Source organism: Limnohabitans sp. TS-CS-82 (assembly GCF_002943475.1).
On record NZ_PTQX01000003.1, the window covers coordinates 400,486 to 426,632 of the forward strand.

The window sequence follows — 26,147 nt, forward strand, 5'->3', positions numbered from 1 at the left end:
GACTTATGAAACGTCGTGATTTTTCTTTGACCGCCATTTCCATGGCTGGTTTGCCCTTGTTCGCACAAGCCCAAGGCCCTGCTGCCGGTAAGAAGCCGGAAGAAGGCATTGAGTACATCTCGCTCGACAAGCGCGTGCCCACCGAAGTGGATGCCGGCAAGATCGAAGTGATCGAGTTCTTTTGGTACAGCTGCCCGCATTGCCACGCATTTGAACCACGCTTCGCCGCTTGGATCAAGGCCTTGCCCAAAGACGTGGTGGTCAAGCGCGTGCCCGTGCGTTTCCGTGACGACTTTGAAGCGCAACAGCGTGCGTACTACGTGTTTGAATCCTTGGGCGTGGTGGATGCCATGCACGGCAAGCTGTTTCACGCCATCCATACCGAGCGCCAGACGCTCAACACCGGCGCGGCCTTGGCGGCTTGGGCTGGCAAAAACGGCATGAGCGAGCAAAAGTTCACCGAAACCTTCAACAGTTTTGGCGTGGCCACCAAAGCCCGCCGCGCCACCCAGTTGCAAGAGGCGTTCAAGGTGCAAGGTGTGCCTGCTTTGGGCATTGCCGGTCGTTTCTACACCGACGGTTCGTTGACGGGCAGCATGGAGCGTGCCGTTCAAGTGACCGATTATTTGTTAGCAGAAGTGCGCCGCGGCCGCTGAGCCTGAGTGGCCGCCAAGGTGGCCAGCGGGAGGCCTGAAGGCGCTGTCTGGGGCGTGGTTAGAATCAGCCTCAGTTAAATACAGCAATATTCGTGCCTTGAACTCTTTTCTTTCCCTGTTGATCGCCTTGCTGGTGGCGTTTGCCCCAGCTGCGGTGTGGGCTGAAAAAGCTGACCGCGACAAGCCCATGAACATCGAGGCTGACAGCTTGGTGCACGATGAACTCAAGCAAGTCAGCGTGTTCACCGGGCGTGCCGTGCTGACCAAAGGCACCATGATTCTGCGCGGCTCGCGCATTGAAATTCGCCAAGACCCCGATGGCTACCAATTCGGCATCGTCCTGCCGGAGCCCAACAAGCGCGCATTCTTTCGTCAAAAACGCGAAGGCGTTGATGAATTCATGGAAGGCGAAGGCTTGCGCATTGAATACGACGGCCGCGCCGACCGCATCAAGCTGATCGACCAAGCCGAGGTGCGTCGTTACCGAGGCGCTGTGCTGGGCGACCAAATGACCGGCAAGCTCATCACCTATGACAACTTGACCGATGTGTTTGCCATCGATGGACAACGCCCCGAAGACGGTGACAAGGCCACGGGCGGCCGCGTCCGCGTGACTTTGGCGCCGCGCAACAAAACTTTGGACAAAGATAAAAAGTGATCGTTCCCTTGTCTCCCGCCACGTCAACGACTGCGCCTGCGGCTGTGAGCCGCTTGGAAGCACGCCACTTGCAAAAGTCGTATGGCAGCCGCAAGGTGGTGCACGACGTTTCGATTGCGGTGAACAAGGGCGAAGTGGTGGGTTTGCTGGGCCCCAACGGTGCCGGCAAAACCACGTCGTTCTACATGATCGTGGGCTTGGTGCGTGCCGATGGCGGCACCATCACCATTGACGGTCAGCCCGTGGCGCATTTGCCCATTCACCGTCGCTCACGCTTGGGGCTGAGTTACTTGCCGCAAGAAGCGTCGATTTTTCGCAAGCTGAATGTGGAAGACAACGTGCGCGCCGTGTTGGAGCTGCAACGCGACGATCACGGCCAGCCGCTGAGTCACGATGAGATTGAAAAGCGGCTGACCTCATTGCTGCAAGAGCTGCGCGTGGAGCACTTGCGTGCCTCGCCGTCGGTGGCCTTGTCGGGCGGTGAGCGGCGTCGGGTAGAAATTGCCCGCGCCTTGGCCACCAACCCGCGTTTTATTTTGTTGGACGAACCGTTTGCTGGCATCGACCCGATTGCGGTGATCGAGATTCAACGCATCATCGGTTTTTTGAAAGCGCGTGGCATGGGCGTGCTCATCACCGACCACAACGTGCGCGAAACCCTGGGCATTTGCGACCACGCTTGCATCATCAGCGATGGCCGCGTGCTGGCGCAGGGCACACCGACCGAGATCGTGGAAAACGCCGACGTGCGCCGCGTGTACCTCGGCGAACACTTCCGAATGTGATGGCATGAAACAAGGCTTATCACTCCGCGTTTCCCAGCATCTGGCGCTCACGCCCCAGTTGCAGCAGTCCATCCGACTGTTGCAGCTGTCTACGTTGGAGTTGAGCCAAGAGATCGAGCAAATGCTCGACGACAACCCCTTTCTCGACAAAGAGTTTGAAGAGGCGCCGCGTGAAGAGTTTGGCCTCGACAAAGCCGACACGCCCGCGCGTGACGAAGAAGTCGAGCCCGTGCGCGAAGTGCCCTCGCTCGACGGCGGCATGTCCGAAATCACCGTGGACAACACGGCCAGCGACACCGAGCCCAGCGTGGACGGCATTGCCGAAAGCTGGGATGGTGACGGCAGTGTGGAGTTTTCAGCCGACGACTCCGAGTGGGGCGGCGATGCCCCCGCCAGCAAAAACAACAACACCGCCGACAGCGATGTGGCCGACGCCACCGAGCTGGCGCGCAGCCAAGAATCGTTGACTTCGTTTTTGCATCGCCAAGCCTTGGCGCTGCGCCTGAGCGAAACCGACCGAGCCGCCCTGCGCTACTTGATTGAAAACCTCAACGACGACGGCTACCTCGAAGACAGCTTGCGCAGCTTGGCCGAAGGCTTGGGCGGCGAGGACGAAGAACAAATCGAAGAACTCGAACATCGCTTCCAAGTGGCCTTGTCGCTGCTGCAAAGCCTGGAGCCTGTGGGTGTGGGCGCGCGCCATTTGGCCGAGTGCTTGACCTTGCAACTCAAGGCGATGGAGGTGGTCAGCGAAGAAGCCACGAATGTGCGCGACGTGGCGTTGGCCATGTGCAAGCAACCGTTGGAGATGTTGGCCAAGCGCGATTTCAAACGCTTGGCGGTGGCCGTGAACGACAGCGAAGCCACCGTCAAATTGGCGATTGCCTTGATTGCCCGTTTGGAGCCTAAGCCCGGTCGTCGTTTTGCCGATGTGGAACGCCATGTGGTGGTGCCCGACGTGTTGGTGACCCGCGTGGGCAAGTCCACCACCGCCCCCAAATTCCGCGTGGCCCTGAATCCCGATGTGATGCCGCGTTTGCGTGTGCACGACATTTACGCCAGCGCCCTGAAAGGCGGCAAAGGCGACAACCACGCCGGACTGCAGCAACGTTTGCAAGAGGCGCGTTGGTTCATCAAGAACATTCAGCAGCGCTTTGACACCATCTTGCGCGTGAGCAATGCGATTGCCGAGCGCCAGAAAAACTTCTTCATCCACGGCGAACTCGCCATGCGCCCCATGGTGCTGCGCGAGATTGCCGAGGAGTTGGGCCTGCACGAGTCCACCATCAGCCGTGTGACCACCAACAAGTACATGAGCACGCCCTACGGCACCTTTGAGCTGAAGTATTTCTTTGGCTCGGGGTTGGAAACCGACAGCGGCAACAACGCGTCCAGCACGGCCGTGCGTGCGTTGATCAAGCAGTTCGTGGCCAACGAAAACACCAAGAAGCCGCTGTCAGACAACCAACTGTCTGAGATGCTGAAAGAACAAGGCATTGAGTGCGCCCGCCGCACCGTGGCCAAGTACCGTGAGGCGCTACGCATTGCGCCAACCACTTTGCGCAAAGCGCTTTAAAGACATTTATGAATCAGTTGACCCTTTTCTTGCCCTGTGCGGCAGGCGTTGAAACCTATTTGGCCACCGAGGTCAAACGCATCACCGGCGTCGCCGATGAAGATTTGCGCGCCTTCCGCGCAGGCGTGATGGTGCGCGCTTCGTGGCGCGATGCCATGTTGCTCAACCTGCACAGCCGTTTGGCGCAGCGCGTGTTGGTGGAGTTGTCGCACACGTTTTACCGCCAAGAGCAAGACCTCTACAACGCGGCCTGCGAAGTGGCGTGGGAGCTGTGGTTCTCGCCGAAAGAGTCGTTCAAGATTGAAATCACCGCGCAGCACAGCCCGCTGAAGAGCTTGAATTTCGCGGCCCTCAAAATCAAAGACGCCGTGGCCGACCGCTTCCGTCACAAGACCGGCGTGCGCCCCGACGTCAACACGCAGTGGCCCGATGCCCGCATCTACGCCCACTTGACCACCGAGAACCTCACGCTCTACATCGACACCTCGGGCGAGCCCTTGTTCAAGCGCGGCTGGCGCGCCGACAAAGGCGACGCCCCGTTGAAAGAAACCCTCGCAGCGGCCATGTTGGCGGCCAGCGGTTGGAGCCAAGGCGACGGCACGGCGGCCAATCCAGACGGCTTGGTGGCGCAAGGTGTGCCGTTGTATGACCCGTGTTGCGGTAGCGGCACCATCGCCATTGAAGCGGCGCAAATCGCCTGCAACATCGCGCCCGGTTCGATGCGTCGTTTTGGTTTCGAAAAATTGGTGCCTTACCAAGCCCACGTTTGGCAAGGCTTGCTCAACAACGCGCGCAACCAAGAGTGCGAGCCGCGTGCGCCGATTTTTGGCAGCGATGTGGCTTTCCGTATGGTCGACTTTGCCGAGCGCAATGCCGAACGTGGTGGCGTGGCGCACGCTGTGCAACTGCGCGGTGGCGATGCCTTGCAACGCATGCCCCCGTGCGAGCAACCCGGCATCATGCTGGTCAACCCCCCGTATGGCGAGCGCATTGAAGCCGCCGGTATTGCGGGTGCCGCACGCCGCGCCCGCTATGCACCGCCTAGCGAATACGTGTCGCCCTACGAAGACGTCAACAGCAACGGCGATGCGGGCTTTGACGATGCCGCGTATGACAACGGCATGATCCGTGATGATGTGCCGCGCTTCGGCGCCCGTGACATTGCCCAGACCGAAGACGGCGGCGACTTCTTCGCCCAACTCGCCAGCCACTGGAAGAAAAACTACGCCGGTTGGTCGGCTTGGATGTTGACCCCCGACCTCAAGCTGCCCACCCGCATGCGCTTCAAAGAGTCGCGCCGCGTGCCCATGTGGAACGGCCCCATCGAATGCCGCATGTTCCGCTTTGATTTGCGTGCCGGCTCGATGCGCAACAAACCTAACGACGCCCAAGCCCCTGATGCTCAGCCCACCGAGGGCAAAGGGCCAGCAACATCGTGATGAGTGACGGCGAGCGTGTTGGCACAGTTGAGGGCTTGAATTTGCAAGCCAGCCTGCCGCCTGTGCGTGTGGTGCTCGACACCAACATCGTGCTGGACCTCTGGCTTTATCAAGATGCCGCGACGCCCGACTTGCACGCTGCGTTGAGCGCCAAGTCTGTGCAGTGGGTCGCGACGCAAGTGATGCGCGATGAGCTTGAACGCGTGTTGGCTTACACCCACATCGCCCGGCGCTTGGCCTTCAGCGCGTTGACGGCCGAAGACATCTTGCGCCAATTCGATGCCCATGCCGTGTTGCAGCCCATTGCGCCCAAAGCGCTGTTCATCTGCAAAGATGGCGATGACCAAAAGTTCATCGACTTGGCTGCACAGCACAAGACGCAACTCATCAGCAAAGACAAAGCCGTGTTGACCATGCGCAACCGCATGGCACGCTTGGGTGTGGCGGTGGCTAAAAGTTTCCCGGCTGTGTTGCCGGGCTAAGCGGCGAATGCCAACGCGAGTGGCATTCTGCGGCCGCTCTTTCTTAAGGCGTTTGGAGCAAGGTCAGCAGCGTGCGCAAGGCATGCTGCATGGTGGCCTCGCGTACCGCAGCGCGGTCGCCCGCGAAGTGCATCACCTCGGTTTTGACCCACGCGGTTTCGGCGCCCAACGTAGGGCCCGCATCGCTGGGTAAGGCCCAGCAGAACCACACCGTGCCGACGGGCTTGTCGACTGAGCCGCCCGTGGGCCCCGCAACGCCCGTTACCGCCACCGACACTTGCGCCCGCGAATGGCGCAGCGCACCCAAAGCCATGGCTTGGGCGGCGGGCTCGCTCACCGCGCCGTGCTGTGCGATCAAGGCGCTGTCTACGCCGAGCATTTCGTGTTTGGCTTCGTTGGAGTAGGTCACAAAACCGCGCTCCAGCCACTGGCTCGATCCCGCCAAGTCGGTGCAACGCGCGGCGATCAGGCCGCCCGTGCAGCTCTCGGCTGTGGCCAACATCCAGCCGTGTTGCAGCAGCGCTTGGGCCAAGGCTTCGACGTCCGTCGATGTCGTTTGTGTCGTCATAGTGTTCTCCATAAAGCCATCACCAACAACGTGCAAAACGCGGCGACGAAGTCGTCAAACATAATCCCCCAGCCACCGCGCCAACCGAACCCTTTGAACAGCTGATCGGCCCAGCGCACAGGGCCGGGTTTGGCCGCATCAAAGTAGCGAAACAAGATGAATGCGCCCAACTCGCCACCAAATGTGGTGGGCGTGACCAGCCACAAAATCAGCCAAAACGCGACCACCTCGTCCCACACAATCGCGCCCGGATCGGCCACCCCCATGTGCCGTGCGGTTAGTGTGCAAGCCCACCACCCCACCAGCGTGGATGCGCCAATCAACACGCCCATTTGGAAGGGTGTCAACCAAATTTGCAAGAGTAAAAACACCGCCCACGCCCACAAGGTGCCTGCCGTTCCCGGCGCGAAACGGCTCAGGCCAGATCCAGCGCCGAGCGCGATGAAATGGGCGGGGTGAGAGAGAACGAAGCGGCGGTTCAGCATGACGGGTCGGTGATGTGCGGGGTGAGTTGGCTGGCTAGGACGAGGGTGCGTTTAAGCAAAGTGATCAAACGACGCAAACCTGCGTGCAATGGGCTGCCCCTGTGGGTCCAGCACCACCAAGCCTTGTTGCGCCGTGATGCGGCCGATTCGTGTCACGGGGGTGTCGCTTTCCCACGCGGCGGCGTGGACCATTTCGCGTTGCTCAACGGGGGCGGTGAAGCAAAGTTCGTAGTCGTCACCTCCGGCGAGGGCGTAGTCAAGGCGCTTGTTCCAAGATAACGCGGCCAACCAAGGGCTGATGCCTGCATCGGCGTCGTTGCCTGCGCTGTGGCGTTGGGTGTTGGACGATTGCAGCCACGCGGTGTCGATTTGGGCCCCTACGCCTGAGCGTTTCAAGATGTGGCCCAAATCGCCCAGCAAGCCGTCGCTGACGTCGATGGCGGCGTTGGCCACGCCACGCAAGGCGGTGCCCAGGGCCACGCGTGGCGTGGGGCGTTCCATGCGCAAGCGGGTGTAGGCCAAGCCCGCCGCATCTAACAACTGCGTGCCGCGAAAAACTTCAAGGGCCAGGCGCGCATCGCCCACCGTGCCGCTGATGTAAATGTCATCGCCCACTTGTGCGTTGTGGCGCAGCAGGGCATCGCCCGGAGGTACTTCGCCAAACACGGTGATGCAGATGTTCAATGGCCCTTGGGTGGTGTCGCCGCCCACCAGTTCGCAGCCATGCGCATCGGCCAATTGCAGCAAGCCGCTGGAAAAGCCAGCCAGCCAAGCTTCGTCTACGCGGGGCAACGACAGTGCCAAGGTGAAGGCCATGGGTGTGGCGCCACAAGCCGCCAAGTCGCTCAAGTTGACGGCCAAGGCTTTGTGGCCCAAGCGGGCGGGGTCGACGGTGCTCAAGAAATGGCGGCCTTCCACCAGCATGTCGCTGGATATGGCCATTTGCATACCCGCAGTGGGGGTCAACAGGGCGCAGTCGTCGCCCACGCCCAGCACCGCTTTTTGAGTGGGGCGTTTGAAGTAGCGCTCAATCAGGTCGAATTCACCCATAGCCGCTATCAGTGCAGGTTGCGGTTGCCTGGCGCGTCGCTCAAGGCGTCCAGCACAAACATGGGAATGTCCACGTCGAACTTTTCGCCGTCTTCCGCCACGCAGAAGTAGCTGCCGTGCATGGTGCCGGTGGGCGTGCGCAGGCGGGTGCCGCTGGTGTACTCAAACTGCTCGCCGGGCTTGAGCAAGGGTTGATGGCCCACAACGCCCAAGCCTCGGATTTTTTCGTGCATGCCTTCGGCATCGTTCACGTTCCAAGTGCGCGAGATCAGTTGTGCGGCGATGCTTCCCATGTTGGTGATGGTGATCGTGTAGGCAAACATGTACAACCCGCCCTCTGGATCCGATTGGTCGGGCAGGTATTGGGGATGAACTTCGACTTGGAATTTATAGCGTTGCATGGCCTGATTTTGGCCTAAGCCCAAAGGGGCCTTGGCAGGGATGAAATAATCACCCCATGAACAGCACACGCCCCACCTTTCGCATCGCCCCCTCCATTTTGTCGGCCGACTTTGCCCGCTTGGGCGAAGAGGTCAAAAACGTCATTGACGCTGGCGCCGACTGGATTCACTTTGACGTGATGGACAACCATTACGTGCCCAACTTGACGTTCGGCCCCATGATTTGCCAAGCCTTGAAGCCCCACGCGAAAACCGCGGCGGGGGTGGCCGTGCCGATTGATGTGCATTTGATGATTTCGCCTGTGGATGCTTTGGCTGCTTCGTTTGCCGATGCCGGTGCCGACCTCATCAGCTTTCACCCCGATGCCAGCGCCCATGTGCACCGCAGCGTGCAGGCCATCAAGAGCAAGGGTGTCAAAGCCGGTTTGGTGTTCAACCCCGCCGAATCATTGGATGTGTTGAACTGGACCATCGATGAGATTGACCTGATTTTGATCATGAGCGTCAACCCCGGTTTTGGGGGCCAAAGCTTCATCGACTCTGCGTTGCGCAAAGTCGAGCACGCCCGCAAATTGATCGAGGCCAGCGGCCGCGACATTCGCTTGGAAGTGGACGGCGGCATCAAACCCGACAACATCCGCCAAGTCGCCGATGCCGGTGCCGACACCTTTGTGGCGGGCAGCGCGATTTTTGGCAAGCCCGACTACAAGGCCGTGATTGACCAAATGCGCGTGGCGTTGGCTTGAGCTTCATCATCTGCAGCCTCTCGCCCGTTGCCTGTAACGCTTTGAAACATTCTGAGATATGACCGACGCCCCTTCGCCCAAGACTTCGTTGATCGCACGTTTGAAGACGTGGGCGCGCGGCATCAAGCGCGACGTGGTGACGGTCTATTTCGCTGCGCGCGACCCGCAAGCGCCCACGGGTGCACGTCTCTTGGCGGCCGTGGTTGCGGCCTACGCGCTCAGCCCGATTGATTTGATTCCAGACTTCATCCCTGTGTTGGGCTATTTGGATGATCTGCTCATCGTGCCCTTCGGTCTGCTGCTGGTCATGCGTCTGATGCCCGATGAGGTGATCGCGAATGCCCGCGTCAAGGCCGACACCTTGCTGGCCAAGCCGCGCAGCCTGTGGGCGGCTGCATGCTTTGTGGCGATTTGGATCGCCCTCGGGTTTTACCTAGCCACATGGATGCTGTGAGCGGGATTTATTCCCTACTTTTTTCGCGTCGAACTGTCTAAATTCAATACCAAGATTTGAAGGTCATGCACTTTCCTTGTTTGGCTTTGATTTTGGAAAAGTTCGTATGAGAAAGCTTCGCCCCTCTCTGGTTTGTTTGGCCGTGATGGCCCTGTGCGCAGGCACAAACACATGGGCACAAGATGCCACAGCGTTGCCTGTGGTCACCATCGTGGGCACGATGCCCATTCCCAGCATTTCGCAGCCTTTGTCCGAAATTCCTTCAGCGGTGCAAACGGCCAACAGCACAGACTTGGCCAACAGCCAAGCCTTGGACCTGTCGAGCTTCATGAATCAACGCCTAGGCGGCGTGTACGTGAACGAGGTGCAAGGCAACCCGTACCAAATGGATGTGAACTATCGCGGCTTCACCGCTTCGCCTTTGCTTGGCACGCCGCAAGGTTTGTCGGTGTACATGGACGGTGTGCGCACGAACCAGCCGTTTGGTGATGTGGTCAGCTGGGATTTGATGCCCCGCTCTGCCATTGCCAACATGACCCTCATGCCCGGCTCTAACCCCATGTTTGGTTTGAACACCTTGGGCGGTGCGTTGGCCGTGCAAACCAAATCAGGTTTGACGCATGCGGGCACCTCTGTGCAAACCACCCTCGGGTCGGGTCAACGTCGCTCGGTGGAGCTGGAGCACGGTGGCCGCAACGACAAAGGTTTGCATTGGTTTGTCACGGGCAATGTGTTCAACGAAAACGGCTGGCGCGATGCTTCTCCTTCTCGCGTGCGTCAAATGTTTGGCAAGCTCGGTTGGAAAGATGGCCAGACTGATGTTGCGTTGACGCTCAGTCATGCCAACAACTCACTGACCGGCAATGGCCTGCAAGAGGAGCACATGCTCGCCAACGGCTACCTCAGCATCTACACCAAGCCCGACCAAACGCGCAACCGTTCCACGCTGCTTAACCTGACAGGTAAGCATGTGATCAATGACAACACCTTATTGGCAGGCAATGCTTATTACCGAACCATTCACACACGCACCTTGAATGGTGATGTGAATGACGATGCCATGGCCACAGACTTTGGTGGTGTTGCGTTCCCAAATGCCACCTGTCTGCAGCAGGTGCAGTTGCTAGGCGCAGGAGATGCCGATGAGGAATGCACGGGCATGAACAACCGCAGCCAAACCAAGCAAAAAAACTATGGCTTTTCTGGCCAGCTGACTTTGCTGGACAACTTGGCTGGCTATAAAAATCAATTCACGACAGGCTTGGCCTACGACACCAATCGCACGGACTTCAAACAGTCGAGCGAGTTTGGCTACCTCAACGCAGATCGCAGCGTGACGGGTACTCAAGTGTTTGTCGACGAACTTGACCCCAATGTGCACCTCAAAGGAAAGGCCAGTACGTGGAGTTTGTTTGGAACCGACACCTTGTCGATTCGTAATAACTGGCACGTCACCATGTCTGGCCGCTACAACCGCACACACATCGTCAACAAGGACCAAATCTTGCCCGGTGGTGGCGCGGGCTCTTTGGATGGTGACTATGTGTTTCAGCGCTTCAATCCAGCCCTTGGCACCACCTACGCGTGGTCGCCAGCGTTGACTTCGTATGTGGGCTACAACGAAGGCAACCGCACACCCACGTCGATCGAACTCGGTTGCGCGGATCCAGCCAATCCTTGCAAGCTGCCTAACGCCATGGCGGGTGATCCACCGTTAAAGCAAGTGGTGACCAAGACGTGGGAGGCAGGTTTGCGAGGTGCCTTTTCGCGACAAACGCAATGGACAGCAGGTGTGTTCCATGCGCAAAGTACAGATGACATTTTGTTTGTCGCTGCCCCTAACGCGAGTTCATTTGGTTACTTCAAGAATTTCGGCAAAACATTACGCCAAGGTCTTGAGCTGGGGCTCAATAGCCAACAAGGCGCAGTCAAGCTGGCAGCGCATTACACCTTGCTCAAAGCAACTTACCAAAGCTCGGAGGAGCTGGGTGGCGATTCGAACAGCACCAACACCAGCGGCAACATCGCCATCCACCCGGGCAACACCATTCCACTGACGCCCAAACACATGCTGAAGTTACACGCCGATTTCGCTTGGAGCGAAGCATGGAACACTGGTCTTGGCATGACGGCTTTCAGTGGCATGTACGCGCGCGGTAACGAGAACAACCAGCACGCAGTGGACGGCGATGAGCACTTGGGTTCAGGCCGCACACCGGGCTATGTCGTGTTTAATTTCAACGCCGGCTACAAGGCCACCAGAGATACAAAGTGGATGTTGAATGTGATGAACGTGTTCAACCGTCAATACGCCACGGCGGGTCAATTGGGTCCTGCTGCATTCAGTGCAAATGGTCAGCAGTTTGTGTCGAGTTCAGCACGCGAACAACATTCGATGTTCGTCGCGCCCAGTGCGCCTCGCAGTGTGTGGCTGAGCATGCGCCACAACTTCAATTGACAACGGTTTGAATCAACTGGTGGCGCTGGGCCAAGTGCACCAGCGCAGCTGTGTTGCTAACCGCCAGTTTCTCTTTGATTTGGGTTTGGTTGTTGGCCACTGTTTTGAGGCTGATGTTCAAACGCTCGGCGCAGTCGGCAGGTGTGCAGCCTTGGGCCAAGAGGCGCCAAATCTCTAGCTCGCGCAACGTCAGTTGGGCAATGCGTTGCGACTCTTCATCAGGCGTCTGGTCGAATGCGAGGATGGCTAAGTCGTCACTTAGATAGGGTTGACCTAGAAATGCAGATTTCACACCTGTGACCAAGTTTTCAGGGGTGGAGTTCTTGGTGACGAACCCGATAGCCCCCCCCTCTAGAGCACTGCGCACCAAGTTTCGCCCGTCGTACATGCTGCACATCAGAACTTTGGCCCCAGCATCGCGTTGTTTGATTTTTCGCAGCAACTCCAACCCGCCCACGGTGGGCATGGAAATGTCGGAAATCGTCACATCAGGTTGGTGCTGCAAATACGCAATATAGCCAGACGTCGCACAGCCTGCCTCTGCCACCACAGAAATGCCGCCAGCCTGTTCTAAAAAGCGCGCATAGCCAGCACGCACGACGGGGTGGTCATCGACTAACAAAACTCGAATCATGGCTAGGCCTTACTGATAGGAATGTGTACCCGAATGCGTAGACCGGGTTGTGCATCTTCAAACAGAATGTGCCCGTTCAAGCTGGCAATGCGTTCTTGCATACCTGTGAGACCCAAGCCGTGGGGGTCACGCAGTTTGTGGTGCAAGCCCAGTCCGTTGTCGACGATCGTCAACAAGAGTAAGTTGGGCTGCACATCTAAATTGACCCACACTTGGCCGGCCTTGGCATGCTTGGCCACGTTGGTCAGCGCTTCTTGCGTCACGCGATATACCGCAGTGTTGAGTGCATCCGACAGGCCGCTAGAGAGCGCCACTTGCGCAGCATCGATTTTGACGTGGCAAGCGGTCGTGCCGTGTTGCGCCCAACTGAGGCACAGTTCTTTCAGACTTTCTTCGAGTCCTAAGCTGTCCAGGTTGGGCGGGCGCAGTCGTTTCAGCATGTCACGCGCCAAGTTATGCATACGCAGCGACGACTGGTCGATGCGTTGAGCGGCTTGCAGCGCAGCGCCGGGGTCGCTGTGAATGGCTTTGCCAAGATAGGCAGCCTCAATGCGAAGGGCTGTACATGCTTGCCCCACCTCGTCATGCAGCTCTTGGGCCAAAGTGCGACGTTCGTCCTCTTGCGCACTCATCAGGCGTTGCGTCAGATGCCGGTTGGCTATGAGCAGGGCGGAGACTTCATGCATGCGTTGAAAGGCAAACCAAGCCAAGCCTATGGACAAGACCAGCAAGGTCAGGGGCATTTCATCCAATTGAAAATGCTCGTACTGATGCAACCCGTGGGAAATTTTCTCGGACAACTCCCAATGCATGGCGAGTAACCAGAAAACGAGCACGACCACCAGTACGCGAACAAAGTCGCGCCAAGCAGGTGATGCCTTGGGGGGGATCATGGCAGCATGCGTTTGAGCACACCGTCGCGGCGCACCATATGCCATGCAGCAGCCATGATGTGTAAAGCGATGGCAGCCATAAACAGGTAGCTGCACGTGGTGTGTACGCCGCTGAAAATTTCTTTCAGCTCAGCAGATGCATCCCATAACCTTGGCAGCGGAGTACCAAAAAATTTGATGGGATACGCCGTGAAGCTGGACCCCAAAAAACCGCTCACAGGCATGGTTACCATGCAAAGGTAAAGCACCGCATGGTTGGCGCTTGCCGCCCATGCTTGCCAAGCAGGCAGGCTGTCAGGCAGGTTGGGCGGGCGATGTGTCAATCGCCACAGCCCGCGCAGCACGATCAGCAAACCCAGCACGAGGCCCACCGACTTGTGCCAGTTGAACCACTCGGCTCGCAAACCCGGCGGCGTCTTGGGAATGTCGCCCATCCACACGCCCAAGCCAAGTTGGTAAATCAGGCCGATGGCCAACAGACCATGCAGCGCAATGGCAATGCCTGTGTATCGAGAGCTTGACGCAGCGGGCTCCGCCATGTGTGTTGTGCTGTCTTGCATTTGTCGCTTTCTATGCGCCTATGGTTGGCACGCTTCGGTCAGTGAGCTGCAGCGCCCCAAGGCAACTTGCCCACGGGCACGGTGCTGATGGAGGTGAACAAATTGGCATCCACCACACTCACTGCATGGCTGCGACCTGCAGCTACGTACAACTTGCTGCCATCGGGTGTGACGGCCATGTTCCAAGGGCGTTGTCCAACTGGAACTTTGGTGTGGATGGTGAAAGTTTGTGTGTCGACAATCGCCACATTGGCGTCGCCCCCATTGCTCGCAAACAGCCATTTGCCATTGGGATGCATGGTGATGCCATTGGTGCGCGCTCCAACGTTCAACGTACCTTTGAGCGTCAACGTTTGCATGTCAATCGCGACCAGTAAGCTGTCTGTTTCAACGGCAACATAGGCCATGTTTCCATCGGCACTAAATGCAATGCCGCGGGGGCGGTTGCCCACACGAATGCTTGCAATTTGTTTGCGGGTTTTCAGGTCAAGCACGTCTACTTGATCGGCCTCTTCGGCGGATACCAGCATGCGTTGGCCATCAGGGCTGAACACTGCATGCTCTGGATTTTTGCCTGACACCACGATGTCAAACATCAGCTTCCATTGGGCGATGGCAACAAAACTCACGCTGTTGCTGCCCTCGTTGGCAATCGCGAGCCATTGGCCATCATGCGAGCAAGACACAGCCTCGGGTGAGTCGCCCAGCGCGAGGGTTTTAGTGATGGTGCCCGTGCGTGTGTCGATGGCTTGCAATTGCGATTCTTTTTGATTGCTCACATACAAGTGCGTGTCGTTTTTACAAAGTGCTAAGCCTCTCGGTTTACCGCCGGTTGTAATTGTTTGACTCACGCTTTGTGTTTTGCTGTCAATGACGGAAATCGTGCCACTGCCTTCGTTGGTGACGAAGACTTGGTCGGCGGCAAAAACTGAGGGTGTGAGCGCAGCGAACCAACAAAGGCTAGCGATGCAAATAGAGGGCTTCATGTCGTTTTGACTCGGAGTTTGAAGGTAAGTCAGTCACAGCGGAATTTGGCTGGTGATACCTAAGACCCAAGAGCGGGGTAGGCCGGGCTCGAAATACTGCGCTGCTGCTTGGTTGACGATGACGGAACTAACGGTTGACTTGTTCGTCAGATTGTCCACGCCCAAATAGCCCTCTATACGAGCACTGCCCAATTGAAAACGCTGGCGCACACGGGCGTTGAATATGCTGTAGCCAGGTGCTGATCCATCAGAAGCTGAGTTGGTGTCGCTTGCCCACATGCTGGAGCGGTGAACAAGGTCTAAGCCAGCTTCAAGTCCTAGTTGGGGCTTTTGTCCTGCTGGTGCGAAACCTTTTTCAGACCATTGAACCGATGCAAAGAGTTGGCGTTTCGGAATCGCGGGGAGTTGATTGCCTGCTGGAATGGTTGTTGGCGTAACTTGGAGTGCGTTATTGATAAACCTCACAGAGGTGCTGCTGAATGAGTCTTCATAGTTCGCATTCATGACAGTGGCCGATGCCTGACTGCGCCAGTTGCTGGCGTGTTGATTCCGCAACGCAAGCTCAAAACCATCACGTAACGTTCTGGGGGCGTTGGCAAAAGAGGTTTTACCGCCTCGGGATAGTTGCGTCACGATTTCATTTTCGGTACTGATTTGAAACCATGAGGCATCCACACGGGTGATGGGGGACGGTTGCCATTTGGTTCCGATCTCCAAGTGCTTGCTGCGAGAAGCCAAGAGCGAACGGTTAAAAGTTGTGTCGATCGCATTGTTGGCGCCTGTTTTGTAAGCTGTTTCAGAAAGCGTGGGTGTTTCAAATCCCTTGCCGTAATTAGCAAACAGGTTGAGGTTGTCTTGTGCATGCCAAGTCAGACCGATCACTGGACTGGTCGCTTTGTAGTCAACGCTGCCAGAGCCATTCGCATCGGTTCCCGAGACCGGGTAGTCGTCACGGCTTTTCAGTGACACATTGCTTTGACGAACACCTGTTGTCAGTGTGTAGCGCTCGCTCAATGACCAATTGGCTTGCGCAAAATAGTCTAAGTTTCTCGCCGAGTTCAGTTCATCACGCGTTAAAGCGTTCCCATTGGTCAGTGACTTTTCGCCATTGGTGGTTGCGCCTGCTTGGCGCTGTTCCTGAGCGTGGTCGTAATCGACACCGGCTGTCCACGTCACTCGACGACCATCGAATACCTGTGCTTTGCCATTGACTTGGAGGCCTAAGCCTTCAAAGCGTCTTTCCAGTCCAGTCCAACCTGCGGGAACAGTGGCTTGGTATTGCAAATTACTGCGCGTACCGCTGTAGATGCGCCCTTGAAATTTGAGGTCGCTGTGAACGGTGTGTTCTAAGACCGCACCCACTTGCTCGTGTTTGACAGTTTTTCTGGTGTTGTTAGTGAGTGCGGAGGCGACCACTTCTTTTGGCGCGCTCAAGCCAGCTTGCGTCAGACCCAATGGGTCTTGTGCGATTGGCATGTCAAATATGTTGACGATGAATTTAACGCGGGTGTCCGGTTTGGCGTCCACTGTCATGACGGCGTTGAGCTGCTTGCGTTCTGCGGCACTTTGGGCTCGGTAACCATCAATCGAAAACGTGCTGTAGTCGGCCACCAATCCCACATTCCCCGTGCGTTGACTGAATTGCCAGTCGGTGCGCTGCAGTCCAAACGAGCCGGTGTACAGGCCAACTTGCGCCTCAGGCTTGTCGCCTGCTTCGCGTGTGAAGGTTTGAATCACGCCGCCTGAGGCGTTACCGTACAGCTGGGCTAAGGGGCCAGTCAGCACTTCCATGCGTTCTGCCGACGTCATGCTCACGGTTGAAGTTTGACCTTGACCGTCGGGCATGGAGGCTGGGATGCCATCGGTGATCAGGCGAATGCCGCGCATGCCAAAGGCGGCGCGTGAACCAAACCCGCGAATAGAAATTTGCACGTCCTGTGCGTAGTTGTTGCGGTTGAGTGCCACCACACCCGGAACGCGGTTGAGCACATCTGACATATTGACTTGTGGGCCAGAGTTGCGAATGGTGTCTGCATCAATGGCAAACACAGAAGCTGGCGCATCAAATTGCTTTTGTTCCAAGCGGCCGCTTTGCACCACGATTTCTTTCAACGCCGGATTGGCTGTTTGTGCGTGTACACCCAAGCTAGGGAAAACACTCAGGCACAGCAGCGCACCGACAGTCAGGGCATGTTGTGAATGGATGGCGGTGTTGATTTTGTGATTTTTCATAGTTCGAGTGTTTTGAATTTGATGTGTCACAGTTCTATTTCAGAAGGCAATACAGGGTAGCTAGCAAAACTTATTCCAGCCAAAAAGTGTCCCATCCAAGTGGCATTGATTGTGCTTAATCTGATTTCGTTTATGTGGCTGGTTTTAAGGGCGTTTCATTGATGTTTCGACTGTTTGCACATCTTCTTTCAAGCTTAGTATTCTTTTTCTCAGGGTTGTTCCTGATGGAGTCGCATGCGGGCGTGATGACGCGCGAATTGATGGTGCAAGCCTTTCCTGCGCCCTTGGTGGTGGGCGAGAAAGAGCGCGACTTGCCAGTGTGGCCTATCTACCGCCAAGAGCTCACCTCGAGCACCATTGCGGCTTACGCGTTTGAGTCCAAAGATTTCGCCAGCATTCCAGGTTTTTCAGGTACGCCCTTCAACTTGCTGGTGGCGCTTGATCCCAACGGACAGTTCATGGATGTGCGCGTGTTGTCTCACCATGAGCCTGTTTTTCTGGAGGGTTTGGGCGAAAAACCGTTGTTCGCATTTGCGGATCAGTACAAAAATTTGTCGTTGAAGCAAAGCATCAAGATCGGGACAGGGCAAAGTAAGAGCGGCAAAGAAACAGGCGCCAATGTGTACATCGACGGGGTGTCAAAGGCCACAGCTTCCGTGCGCATATTGAATCAAACCTTGCTGGCGGCGTCTTTGAAAGTGGCGCGTGCCAAGTTGGGCTACAGCGAAGGTCGAGACCCTGATTTGATCGCCAAAATTCGCCCCGATGTTTTCAAGCCCATGGATTGGGCGGGCTTGCGTAAAGCAGGATTGATACGTCAAGCCACGTTCAAAAACAGTGACATTGAAAAAGCGTTCAAAGGCACGGCAGGCGAGGGCCTGGATGATCAGACTTTGAAACAACCCGATGAAGTTTTTGCAGATGTGTACGTGGCTCATTTAAGTGTGCCAAGCGTGGGGAAAAATCTGCTTTCGTCTGAAAAATGGGCCTATCTGCAACAGCGGCTAGACCCTGGCGATCACGCCTTGTTGGTGTTGGCCAAGGGACGTTACCCGCTGATGGGGGAAGACTTTGTGCGCGGCACCGTGCCAGATCGCTTGTCTTTGCTTCAGCAAAAACTGCCCATTGAAATTCGTGATTTAGATTTGGATGTGCCCTTGAATTTGCCTCCTGATCTGGTCGATGCGCAATGGATGGCGGTGCGCGTGATTGCCCCGGCTGGACTTGATCCTGCGCAAGCTTTGAACTATGAGTTGCACGTCACGCGTAGCAAAGGTATGTTGTTTCCCGTGTTGGTGACCAAAAGTTTTGGCATCACAGCGGAGCTTCCCCACGACTTTGTCGAGATGCCTCAATCTGACCAAAAAACTTGGCACGGTATCTGGCTGGACCGTTGGGCAGAGTTGCTGGTTCTGGTGCTGGCACTGTTCGTGTTGGTATGGGCTTTGCGGGAGCCGCCGTGGCTGGTGGCACACGCGCAACGCATGGCGTGGTTTCGGCGTGGTTATTTGTTGTTCACCCTGTGCTTCATTGGTTGGTATGCGCAAGGTCAGTTGTCCATCGTGAACCTCACCGCGGTGGTGCAGGCCGTGGTGGCTGGCCAAGGACTTGGCTTCTTCATGTACGACCCGATGACTGTGGTGTTGTGGGTGTTTGTGGCCTTTACGTTTTTTGTGTGGGGCCGTGGCACGTTTTGTGGCTGGCTCTGCCCCTTTGGCGCCCTGCAGGATCTGATCAGCCAAATCACCCAACGGCTTGGTGTGAATTGGGTAAGAGTTCCCGAGCGTTGGGACACGCAGTTGAAAAAAGTGAAATATGGGGTGTTGGCGGCGCTGCTGTTAAGCGCTGCAGTGTCTGTGAAGTGGACCGACAGTCTGGTTGAAATTGAGCCCTTCAAAACCAGTATCACCTTGAACTTTGTACGAGCTTGGCCTTTTGTGTTGTGGGCGGTGGCTACCGTGCTGTTGAGCGCCTTTGTGTACAAAGGTTATTGTCGCTATTTGTGCCCCTTGGGAGCTGGAATGGGGGTGCTGGGCAAGCTGCGCCGCTGGGACTGGATTGCCCGGCGCAGCGAGTGCGGCCAGCCCTGTCAGCGCTGTCGCAGTGATTGCGCCTACCAAGCCATCGACAGGCAAGGCAAGGTGGATTACGACGAGTGTTTTCAGTGCATGGACTGTGTGGTGATTTATGAAAGTGACAGCCTGTGTGTGCCGCGTATCTTGGAGAACCGAGCGACACGCGATGTCATACCGATTCACGCGGTGATTTCTCCCTCCATCAAATTTATGACCGCCAAGGATCAACCATGAAGCGTCGTCAATTCATTCAAGCCAGTTTGGGTGGCGGTCTGTGGAGCGCGGCTCAAGTGGTCGGTGCAGCACGAGCCTCCGTGCCTCTGGCGTCCTTGCATTGGCGTGATACCACCTTCTCAGGCTTGGGTACCACGATGTCCATCCGGGCGGCGCATGCCGATGCTCAGGCTCTGATGCAAGCGTTAGAGAGGGCGCGAGACGTGGTTGCGCGCGTTGAAGACGACATGAGTTTGTTCCGTCCGAGCAGCGCTCTGAGTCAGCTGAACCGAACGGGTGTGTTGGATTGGCCTTCGCCGGATCTGTTGAAAATTTTAAAAATGAGCCAGCGTTTGGCGCAGCAAAGCCAAGGTGCATTTGATGTGACGGTGCAACCCTTGTGGCAGTTGTATGCCCAAGCGCAAAAGGATGGTCGATTGCCCCATGCACGTGAGGTCGCTAGCGCCCAAAAAAACGTTGGCTGGCAGCATTTGACAGTGAGCGATGCGCGGGTCTCCTTCACGCAGTCAGGCATGGGCGTCTCTCTAAATGGCATTGCTCAGGGCTTTGCCGCTGATGCTGTGCGGGCAGGTCTGAAACGTGATGGCGTTGTGCACGCCCTGATTAACACCGGTGAATGGACTGCCCTTGGCTTAGCAGACGGTCAACGTCCTTGGACCTTGGGGATTGCAGATCCGCACCATGCGAACAGGTGGCTCGCTCGGGTGACGATGCAAGGCTTGAGTTTGGCAACCTCGGCCGACGGCCAATGCGCCTTCAGTGATGACCGCAAGCACCACCACATTTTCAATCCGCACACAGGTTACTCGCCACCAGACATCGCCAGCGTATCGGTGGCCGCAACGTCGTGCGCCAAGGCGGATGCCCTGACCAAGGTTCTGTTTGTGGGCGGGTATGCGCATGCTTTGGACCTCGCCAAAGCATGGGGCGTGTCTGCTTTGGTGGTGAATAAAAACGGGCAATGGAAGACTTCAGAAACGTGGCCGCATGTTGCAAGCTGAGCCGTTGTGACAAAGCACTGTTCCAAAACTGAACAGTGGTGATTTCTGTGTGTCACATGCGCTTGGCTCGGCATCTACTTAGGTTAAGGGTAACTACGGTAATTCGGGCGTTTTTCCTGATACGAGCCTTAACCCTAACTTGCGGCGGGTGTTGGCATGTGAATTGCAACACTGCCCCTACGGATAAGCAGGCGTGAGAGATGCTGCTCTTTCCGCACTCAGTCAAACAACGTGCACGCACGTTCATTAATCAATTCAAAAGTACAGGAGATAAGCTGTGAAAAGAAAACTTCTAAGCGTGCTGGTGATGTTCGCTGCGGCGCAGGCAACAGCTCAAGTGACCAGCGACATGATCGCCAAAGACGCTGCGACTACCAATGACGTGCTGTCATGGGGTTTGGGCACTCAAGGTCAACGTTATTCACCACTGAATGACGTCAATGCCAAGAGCATCAGCAAGTTGGTGCCTGTTTGGTCCATGTCTTTTGGCGGTGAAAAGCAACGCGGCCAGCAGTCGCAACCGCTGATTCATGGCGGCAAGATGTTTGTTACAGCTTCCTATTCACGTATTTTTGCGGTGGATGCCAAGACAGGCAAAAAGCTCTGGAAGTACGAACACCGCTTGCCCGAGGGCATCATGCCTTGCTGCGACGTGATCAACCGTGGCGCAGCCCTGTATGACAACTTGGTGATTTTTGGCACCCTGGATGCTCAGTTGGTTGCTTTGGATCAAAACACCGGCAAAGTCGTTTGGCGTGAAAAGATTGACGACTACACCGCAGGTTATAGCTACACCGCTGCTCCTTTGATCGCTGAAGGCTTGCTCCTGACAGGCGTGTCTGGCGGTGAGTTTGGCGTGGTGGGTCGCGTGGAAGCGCGTGATCCCAAGACCGGCAAAATGGTCTGGTCGCGTCCCACCGTTGAAGGCCATATGGGCTACAAAGACGGCAAGGAAAACGGCATTTCTGGTACCACCAACGCCACATGGCCAGGGGACACTTGGAAAACGGGTGGTGCCTCGACTTGGTTGGGCGGCACCTATGACGCAAGCACAGGCTTGGCTTATTTCGGCACCGGCAACCCTGGTCCTTGGAACAGTCACTTGCGTAAGGGGGACAACCTTTACTCCACATCCACAGTCGCGATTGATGTCAAGACTGGCCAGATCAAGTGGAGCTATCAAAACACCCCGAACGACGGCTGGGATTACGACGGTGTGAACGAGTTCATCACCTTTGACATGGACGGCAAGCGTGTGGGTGCAAAGGCCGACCGTAACGGCTACTTTTATGTGAACGATGCCGCCACTGGTAAATTGCTTAACGCCTTCCCCTTTGTGACCAAAACCACTTGGGCCAACGGCATTGACTTGAAAACAGGCCGTCCTAACTTTGTGCCCGAGAACCGCCCAGGCGACCCCACCGGCGCAGGCGGTGATGGCAACAAAGGCAAAGCTGTGTTCGCTGCTCCAGGCTTCTTGGGTGGTAAGAACCAAATGCCAATGGCCTACAGCCCTAAGACCAACTTGTTCTACGTGCCGACCAACGAGTGGGGTATGGAAATCTGGAATGAGCCTGTGACCTATAAAAAAGGTGCGGCTTATTTGGGCGCTGGTTTCACGATCAAGCCTTTGTATGACGACTACATCGGTTCGCTGCGCGCGGTGAACCCCAAGACCGGCAAGATCGAATGGGAAGTCAAGAACGAAGCGCCACTGTGGGGTGGTGTTCTTGTGACCGGCGACTTGGTGTTTTGGGGCACGCCTGAAGGCTACCTGAAGGCGGCTGATGCGAAGTCCGGCAAAGTGGTGTGGCAGTTCCAGACTGGCTCGGGCATCGTGGCACCTCCCATCACTTGGAAAGAGGGCGGCGACCAATACGTGTCCGTGGTCTCTGGCTGGGGTGGCGCTGTGCCATTGTGGGGTGGTGAAGTGGCCAAGAAGGTCAACTTCCTCGAACAAGGCGGTTCTGTTTGGACCTTTAAGCTGACCAAGTAAGCTGTAAAAGCTTGCGCGAAGGGCCTCCTTGTGATTGTCACTGAGGGGCCCTTTTTAACTTGCCATGTAACAACTGACCCTCCAAATGAAGACTTACCTTAACCTCATGGCTGCGGCCATTTGCATTAGTGCCACCGGTTTGGCATGCGCCAACGATGGTGCAACCTTGCTCAAAGACAGCGGATGTCTGTCTTGTCACGCGAAGGCTGAAAAGATTGTGGGCCCCGCGTTCTTGAGCATTGCCGATAAATACCGAGGCGACAAAGAAGCCGTGGCTTCGTTGGTGCAATCCATCCAGAATGGCTCCAAGGGTAAATGGGGTCGGATCCCAATGCCGGCTCACAGCAGCATCAGTCAAGATGACTTGAAAACTTTGGCGCGCCACGTATTGGCTACGACGCCTTAGTTCTCCAATGACTGCTGATGCGTTCGCACATGCGCCACAAAGTTAGAACCTTGCTGGTGTGTGTGGGGGCCTGCTTCTCGCTGATGGCGCAGGCTTTTCCACTGGTAGGTGACAAATCCTTGGTCGCCGAAACCGGTGACGGGCAGAAAATCCGCCTAGGCCGTGTCACTTTTACCCCGACAGGACAGGGACAGGCCTCGGTGCGCGTGCACATGGACCCAGCCGTGATGCGCGACCATTTTTTGTCCATGCGTGAGTTCAAGTGCTTGGCCGCTGCACAAGAAGTGAGCTGTCATGTGCCCTATCCCTACGCCAATCCTGCGACGGTGTCGGTGAACAATTTGCAGTGGCTCGACCACCACTTACTGTTCTTGTACAAAAAACCCGCTGACTTTGGTGCAAAGTTGTGGAACGGCATTATTTACCGCTGGCGCTTGACCACCACGGGCCTAGAGGGCCTACCGCAAGCGGTGGATCTGAACCAGATCAGCGCCCCGCCAGATCGTTTGGATGTACCGCCCTACGGCCCAAACGACAGCGAGCCCTTCGCATCTGATGCGCGCTGGATTCGCGAAATGCGCATTGAGTAGCTGCGCCGCAGGGTGCTTGTCCGCTTGCAAGGCGGCTCTTTGCAGTGCCTCTTTTCAGCGCACCCGTTCAGCTGTCAAGCTGCCCCCGATCAAAAACCCAGCCACTACTTTTTCTTCGCGGGTGAATTTGACCAAGCCCTGGCCTTGGCAGTACCACTCGTGGCTGGTCAGGGGCACATCGGTGAAGCCGTTGACTGGATCGGTGTAGAGGTTCAAAAAGGCTTCGCCCTTGACATGGAGGCAGGGAGAGAGCACTTCGCCCGAGCGAAGTTTGACCTCTTCCTTCACTGACTCGATGCGCCATGTCATGGTGGTTTTGTGGGTGTATTTGAGCTCGCGGGGGTACTCGTTTTTGCGCATCAGCAAATAAGGCACGGTGGGGGTGGTCCACTCGGTGTCCACCTGATAAGGCGCTTTGAGCACCCACATGGGCTGTTCTTCGGCTTGGGGTTCGCGGTCCACATCCGTTTGATGTGCCACGCGTCGCACGCCTTGTTCGTTGGCCTCTAGAAAGTAAGCCACGCCTTGCGAATGGTGGCGCTGCATGTAGCTTTTTCCTTGCCAGTTCACGGGGCCGCGAGTGCGCAAAGTCCAGAGCTCGTCGTCGCGACCCGATTCGGAGTTGTGGCGCACTTCATAGCGTGTTACATCACCGGCTCGCAGCGGGAACCAGACCGGTCCTGCATCCGGCGCGCAGGCAGACAAGCCCAGCGCCATGGCGACCAGCCCCAGCAGAGATAAGCCAATCTTGTTCAAAGTGTTCATCGCATTCATTTCTCTGGCAGCTGCGCACGGGGCAGGTCACTGAGTTTGATTTGCACTTTGTCGTCGTTGGCAGGACGCAGCCAAGGCAGGCCGCCCTGACCCCGGCGCGGTTCGGTGGTGCCGATCTGCGTGTTGCCGTCGCGGGCTTTTTTGATGCCGTCGCCCAGAATGCGGTGCAGGTCTTTTTCGTAGGGCAGGCGGTGCACGCGGGGCAAATCGAGGGCCTCGTGGTCCTTCAGTTCATTGACCCAGATGTAGATGGCGCCGGGGTGATGTCGCGCTGGGCTAGGTTCGTCAAACACGGCCGACAGCAGCACAAAGCGCGGGGGCAATGCGTCGTCGGCCGGCCAACCTGCAATGCCGCGAAGGACCTGCAGGTGGAATAAGAAAAAGCCACTGACCACCATGACCATGAAAGTTTTGAGCAACCAGTGCCATCGCGTTGCCAAGCAAAGGCAAAGCAATAAAAAGCCTAAGAGGGCGTAGGCAATAGCCAGCCAGATAAGTTCGGTCGTGGTAGTTGGAATCATGGGAATTTATGGGAGGTTTCAGATGCCCGATCGCATCACGATGGGTTTAGGTGCTGTGTTCACGTCCAGAACTTGGCCGTAGTCGTCAATCGAAAAGCGCACCAAGGTGCGCTCTTCGCCTTTTGCGCCAATTTGCTGGGTGCCCGAGAAGATGATTTCGGCCTGCGGATTGATCTTGACCACGGTCACGGTGGCGTCCACGGGTAGCTGGTTGCGGCTTTCGTAGTAGTGGGCGTTGACCACATATTCACCCGCCACCAAGCCACGCAGGGTGACGATTTCCTGTCGGGCAGCGCTGGTCACGGTTTTGCCGTTGACAACCACCGAGTTGTTTTTGTCGCCCCTGTCGTCGCGGTCCAGGTGCAGCATGCCCACATCGCGTTGGCGAAACCAAAGCACTTTGCCGCCGGGCTCCATGACCCAGGTGTCTAGGTCGTTGGGGTTTTCGTCGGGCCAAGTCACGGTGATCATGAACTCGGCCTTGGCGGGGACGTCCCCAGCTTTTTTGGCCTGCGGGTTGAACGACAGCAGCGCGATCACGAAGCAAAAGACGAAGGCGATCAACATGTTGAACAACATGTCATAAAAAGGGTCCGTCTCTGTGTCGCGGGTGCTGCGGCCAATGCTCATTCGGCGGCCTTAGCTGGGGGGCTGGCCATGGCCTGGGCTTCACCGCGAGACAAAATTTCGGCTACCAGTCCATCGGCAAAACGGTCTATACGCATGAGTTGCAAGCCGAGCAAGATGTTGGCAGCCAAGCCTGTGATGGTGGTCAACAGGGCAATGCCCAGTCCGCCCGTCAGACTTTTCAGCATCTGTGCCGATTGCTGCGGGTCAAAGCCGTCCATGCGGCCCAGTTCTAGGGCCAACACCGAAAAGCCAATCACTTTACCCAGCAGACCCAGCTTCAGCTGGATGCCGTTGAGCCACCAAGCCATTTCTTGCGGGCCATGGGCGCGGTCACTCAACACCTGCAGCACGATGTGTTTGTCTGAATGGGGGTGGTGTCGGGCTTGCAGATAGTCGTGAGACCAGCTGGTGTGCGTGATAGACGCCATGGGTGCATCCGATTGAAGTGCTTGCCATTGCTGCCCCAGCGCATGACACCGCAACCCTGCCCACACCGAACAGCCCATGAAGAGCAAAACAATGACGATGGTCAAACCCGTGGGGTCTGCTTGTACCAAGCGGTGCCAAAGCCCGTGTTGCCACATGAGTGTCGCGCCAAATACCAACAAACCCATGAACGACAGCCAGAGAAGAAAGAGTCCTTGGGGTTCTTGTTCTAGCGACAAACTTGGGCGACCGAGGACCGGCAAGCGTCTCATAAGCAGAGCGCCCCACATGCGCTGGTGCCATCGGCTGTCTTTAGGGACGGTAACGTTCATGCGGGGATCAACTCCAAAAATAACAGATGGGCCAGCATCAGCAAGGGCCATAGACCGTCGGTTCATGTTAGTTAAATTCAGCAAAAAACGCACCAACTG

The 26,147-nt window shown here is 56.8% G+C and carries 27 protein-coding genes; 14 read left to right on the top strand and 13 right to left on the bottom strand.

Going from position 1 to position 26,147, the window contains the following annotated elements; all coding sequences use genetic code 11:
• The first annotated feature begins 5 nt into the window (after positions 1–5).
• The 6 genes from C5F52_RS09645 to C5F52_RS09670 all read left to right on the top strand — a co-directional run bounded on the left by C5F52_RS09645 (position 6) and on the right by C5F52_RS09670 (position 5,596).
• Positions 6–656, top strand: coding sequence for a thiol:disulfide interchange protein DsbA/DsbL (locus C5F52_RS09645; protein WP_104798127.1), 651 nt, complete (start codon positions 6–8; stop codon positions 654–656).
• A 97-nt stretch (positions 657–753) separates the two neighbouring features.
• Positions 754–1,314 (top strand): lipopolysaccharide transport periplasmic protein LptA, encoded by a 561-nt coding sequence (lptA, locus tag C5F52_RS09650; protein ID WP_104798128.1) that lies wholly within the window; start codon positions 754–756, stop codon positions 1,312–1,314.
• Complete coding sequence (gene lptB / locus C5F52_RS09655) at positions 1,311–2,099, top strand: LPS export ABC transporter ATP-binding protein (protein WP_369952004.1); 789 nt, start codon at positions 1,311–1,313, stop codon at positions 2,097–2,099. Before lptA ends, lptB begins: the two co-directional genes overlap by 4 nt.
• A 4-nt stretch (positions 2,100–2,103) precedes the next feature.
• A complete protein-coding gene (locus C5F52_RS09660) occupies positions 2,104–3,675 on the top strand; it encodes an RNA polymerase factor sigma-54 (RefSeq protein WP_104798129.1) in 1,572 nt (523 codons plus the stop codon).
• An 8-nt stretch (positions 3,676–3,683) separates the two neighbouring features.
• Positions 3,684–5,114, top strand: coding sequence for a class I SAM-dependent RNA methyltransferase (locus tag C5F52_RS09665; RefSeq protein WP_104798130.1), 1,431 nt, complete (start codon positions 3,684–3,686; stop codon positions 5,112–5,114).
• Positions 5,114–5,596 carry a putative toxin-antitoxin system toxin component, PIN family gene (locus C5F52_RS09670; protein WP_104798131.1) on the top strand — a complete coding sequence of 161 codons (483 nt, stop codon included), beginning with the start codon at positions 5,114–5,116 and terminating at the stop codon, positions 5,594–5,596. The genes C5F52_RS09665 and C5F52_RS09670 overlap by 1 nt, the downstream gene beginning before the upstream one ends.
• Positions 5,597–5,639: 43 nt before the next feature.
• On the opposite strand, the gene C5F52_RS09675 is transcribed toward C5F52_RS09670, so the two are convergent.
• Genes C5F52_RS09675 through apaG form a run of 4 tightly spaced genes read right to left on the bottom strand, consistent with a single transcriptional unit; the run spans position 5,640 to position 8,100 of the window.
• Positions 5,640–6,164, bottom strand: coding sequence for a CinA family protein (locus tag C5F52_RS09675; RefSeq protein WP_104798132.1), 525 nt, complete (start codon positions 6,162–6,164; stop codon positions 5,640–5,642).
• Positions 6,161–6,649 carry a phosphatidylglycerophosphatase A gene (locus C5F52_RS09680; protein ID WP_104798133.1) on the bottom strand — a complete coding sequence of 163 codons (489 nt, stop codon included), beginning with the start codon at positions 6,647–6,649 and terminating at the stop codon, positions 6,161–6,163. Before C5F52_RS09680 ends, C5F52_RS09675 begins: the two co-directional genes overlap by 4 nt.
• 51 nt (positions 6,650–6,700) lie before the next feature.
• Positions 6,701–7,699 (bottom strand): thiamine-phosphate kinase, encoded by a 999-nt coding sequence (gene thiL, locus C5F52_RS09685; RefSeq protein ID WP_104798134.1) that lies wholly within the window; start codon positions 7,697–7,699, stop codon positions 6,701–6,703.
• Positions 7,700–7,707: 8 nt separating this feature from the next.
• Positions 7,708–8,100 carry a Co2+/Mg2+ efflux protein ApaG gene (apaG, locus tag C5F52_RS09690; protein ID WP_104798194.1) on the bottom strand — a complete coding sequence of 131 codons (393 nt, stop codon included), beginning with the start codon at positions 8,098–8,100 and terminating at the stop codon, positions 7,708–7,710.
• Between the two features lie 56 nt (positions 8,101–8,156).
• Between apaG and rpe the strand changes: the two genes are divergently transcribed.
• From rpe to C5F52_RS09705, 3 genes are all read left to right on the top strand, one after another.
• The gene (gene rpe, locus C5F52_RS09695; protein WP_104798135.1) at positions 8,157–8,846 is read left to right on the top strand and encodes a ribulose-phosphate 3-epimerase; all 690 of its coding nucleotides are present in this window, start codon (positions 8,157–8,159) and stop codon (positions 8,844–8,846) included.
• 58 nt (positions 8,847–8,904) lie between these two features.
• Complete coding sequence (locus C5F52_RS09700; RefSeq protein WP_104798136.1) at positions 8,905–9,300, top strand: YkvA family protein; 396 nt, start codon at positions 8,905–8,907, stop codon at positions 9,298–9,300.
• A 106-nt stretch (positions 9,301–9,406) separates the two neighbouring features.
• On the top strand, positions 9,407–11,758 hold the full coding sequence (locus tag C5F52_RS09705; RefSeq protein WP_104798137.1) for a TonB-dependent receptor: 2,352 nt from the start codon (positions 9,407–9,409) through the stop codon (positions 11,756–11,758).
• Here the strand turns inward: C5F52_RS09705 and C5F52_RS09710 are convergent.
• Genes C5F52_RS09710 through C5F52_RS09730 form a run of 5 tightly spaced genes read right to left on the bottom strand, consistent with a single transcriptional unit; the run spans position 11,751 to position 17,063 of the window.
• Positions 11,751–12,392: a response regulator transcription factor gene (locus C5F52_RS09710; protein ID WP_104798138.1), complete on the bottom strand. Its 642-nt coding sequence runs from the start codon at positions 12,390–12,392 to the stop codon at positions 11,751–11,753. The two genes, C5F52_RS09705 and C5F52_RS09710, sit on opposite strands and share 8 nt — an antisense overlap.
• A 2-nt stretch (positions 12,393–12,394) precedes the next feature.
• Positions 12,395–13,285 (bottom strand): sensor histidine kinase, encoded by an 891-nt coding sequence (locus C5F52_RS09715; protein WP_161499677.1) that lies wholly within the window; start codon positions 13,283–13,285, stop codon positions 12,395–12,397.
• Positions 13,282–13,845 (bottom strand): cytochrome b, encoded by a 564-nt coding sequence (locus tag C5F52_RS09720; protein ID WP_104798140.1) that lies wholly within the window; start codon positions 13,843–13,845, stop codon positions 13,282–13,284. The genes C5F52_RS09715 and C5F52_RS09720 overlap by 4 nt, the downstream gene beginning before the upstream one ends.
• 38 nt (positions 13,846–13,883) lie before the next feature.
• Complete coding sequence (locus C5F52_RS09725; protein ID WP_104798141.1) at positions 13,884–14,831, bottom strand: beta-propeller fold lactonase family protein; 948 nt, start codon at positions 14,829–14,831, stop codon at positions 13,884–13,886.
• A gap of 33 nt (positions 14,832–14,864) precedes the next feature.
• Entirely contained in the window at positions 14,865–17,063 is a 2,199-nt protein-coding gene (locus C5F52_RS09730; RefSeq protein ID WP_104798142.1) for a TonB-dependent receptor, read from the bottom strand.
• A 245-nt stretch (positions 17,064–17,308) separates the two neighbouring features.
• Here C5F52_RS09730 and C5F52_RS09735 point away from each other — a divergent pair, with 245 nt between their 5' ends.
• The 5 genes from C5F52_RS09735 (at position 17,309) to C5F52_RS09755 (ending at position 23,365) form a co-directional block, all read left to right on the top strand.
• Positions 17,309–19,372, top strand: coding sequence for a 4Fe-4S binding protein (locus C5F52_RS09735; RefSeq protein ID WP_236657802.1), 2,064 nt, complete (start codon positions 17,309–17,311; stop codon positions 19,370–19,372).
• Positions 19,369–20,373, top strand: a complete 1,005-nt coding sequence (locus tag C5F52_RS09740) for an FAD:protein FMN transferase (protein ID WP_104798144.1) — start codon at positions 19,369–19,371, stop codon at positions 20,371–20,373. Before C5F52_RS09735 ends, C5F52_RS09740 begins: the two co-directional genes overlap by 4 nt.
• A gap of 307 nt (positions 20,374–20,680) precedes the next feature.
• Positions 20,681–22,369, top strand: a complete 1,689-nt coding sequence (locus C5F52_RS09745) for a PQQ-dependent methanol/ethanol family dehydrogenase (protein WP_104798145.1) — start codon at positions 20,681–20,683, stop codon at positions 22,367–22,369.
• Positions 22,370–22,454: 85 nt separating this feature from the next.
• Complete coding sequence (locus C5F52_RS09750) at positions 22,455–22,775, top strand: c-type cytochrome (RefSeq protein WP_104798146.1); 321 nt, start codon at positions 22,455–22,457, stop codon at positions 22,773–22,775.
• 17 nt (positions 22,776–22,792) lie between these two features.
• On the top strand, positions 22,793–23,365 hold the full coding sequence (locus C5F52_RS09755) for a hypothetical protein (RefSeq protein WP_104798147.1): 573 nt from the start codon (positions 22,793–22,795) through the stop codon (positions 23,363–23,365).
• Between the two features lie 54 nt (positions 23,366–23,419).
• On the opposite strand, the gene C5F52_RS09760 is transcribed toward C5F52_RS09755, so the two are convergent.
• Genes C5F52_RS09760 through C5F52_RS09775 form a run of 4 tightly spaced genes read right to left on the bottom strand, consistent with a single transcriptional unit; the run spans position 23,420 to position 26,048 of the window.
• The gene (locus C5F52_RS09760) at positions 23,420–24,130 is read right to left on the bottom strand and encodes a hypothetical protein (RefSeq protein WP_146100060.1); all 711 of its coding nucleotides are present in this window, start codon (positions 24,128–24,130) and stop codon (positions 23,420–23,422) included.
• A 5-nt stretch (positions 24,131–24,135) separates the two neighbouring features.
• Complete coding sequence (locus C5F52_RS09765; RefSeq protein WP_146100061.1) at positions 24,136–24,660, bottom strand: hypothetical protein; 525 nt, start codon at positions 24,658–24,660, stop codon at positions 24,136–24,138.
• Between the two features lie 18 nt (positions 24,661–24,678).
• On the bottom strand, positions 24,679–25,290 hold the full coding sequence (locus tag C5F52_RS09770) for a hypothetical protein (protein ID WP_104798150.1): 612 nt from the start codon (positions 25,288–25,290) through the stop codon (positions 24,679–24,681).
• Complete coding sequence (locus C5F52_RS09775; protein ID WP_236657803.1) at positions 25,287–26,048, bottom strand: hypothetical protein; 762 nt, start codon at positions 26,046–26,048, stop codon at positions 25,287–25,289. Before C5F52_RS09775 ends, C5F52_RS09770 begins: the two co-directional genes overlap by 4 nt.
• Positions 26,049–26,147: the final 99 nt, after the last annotated feature.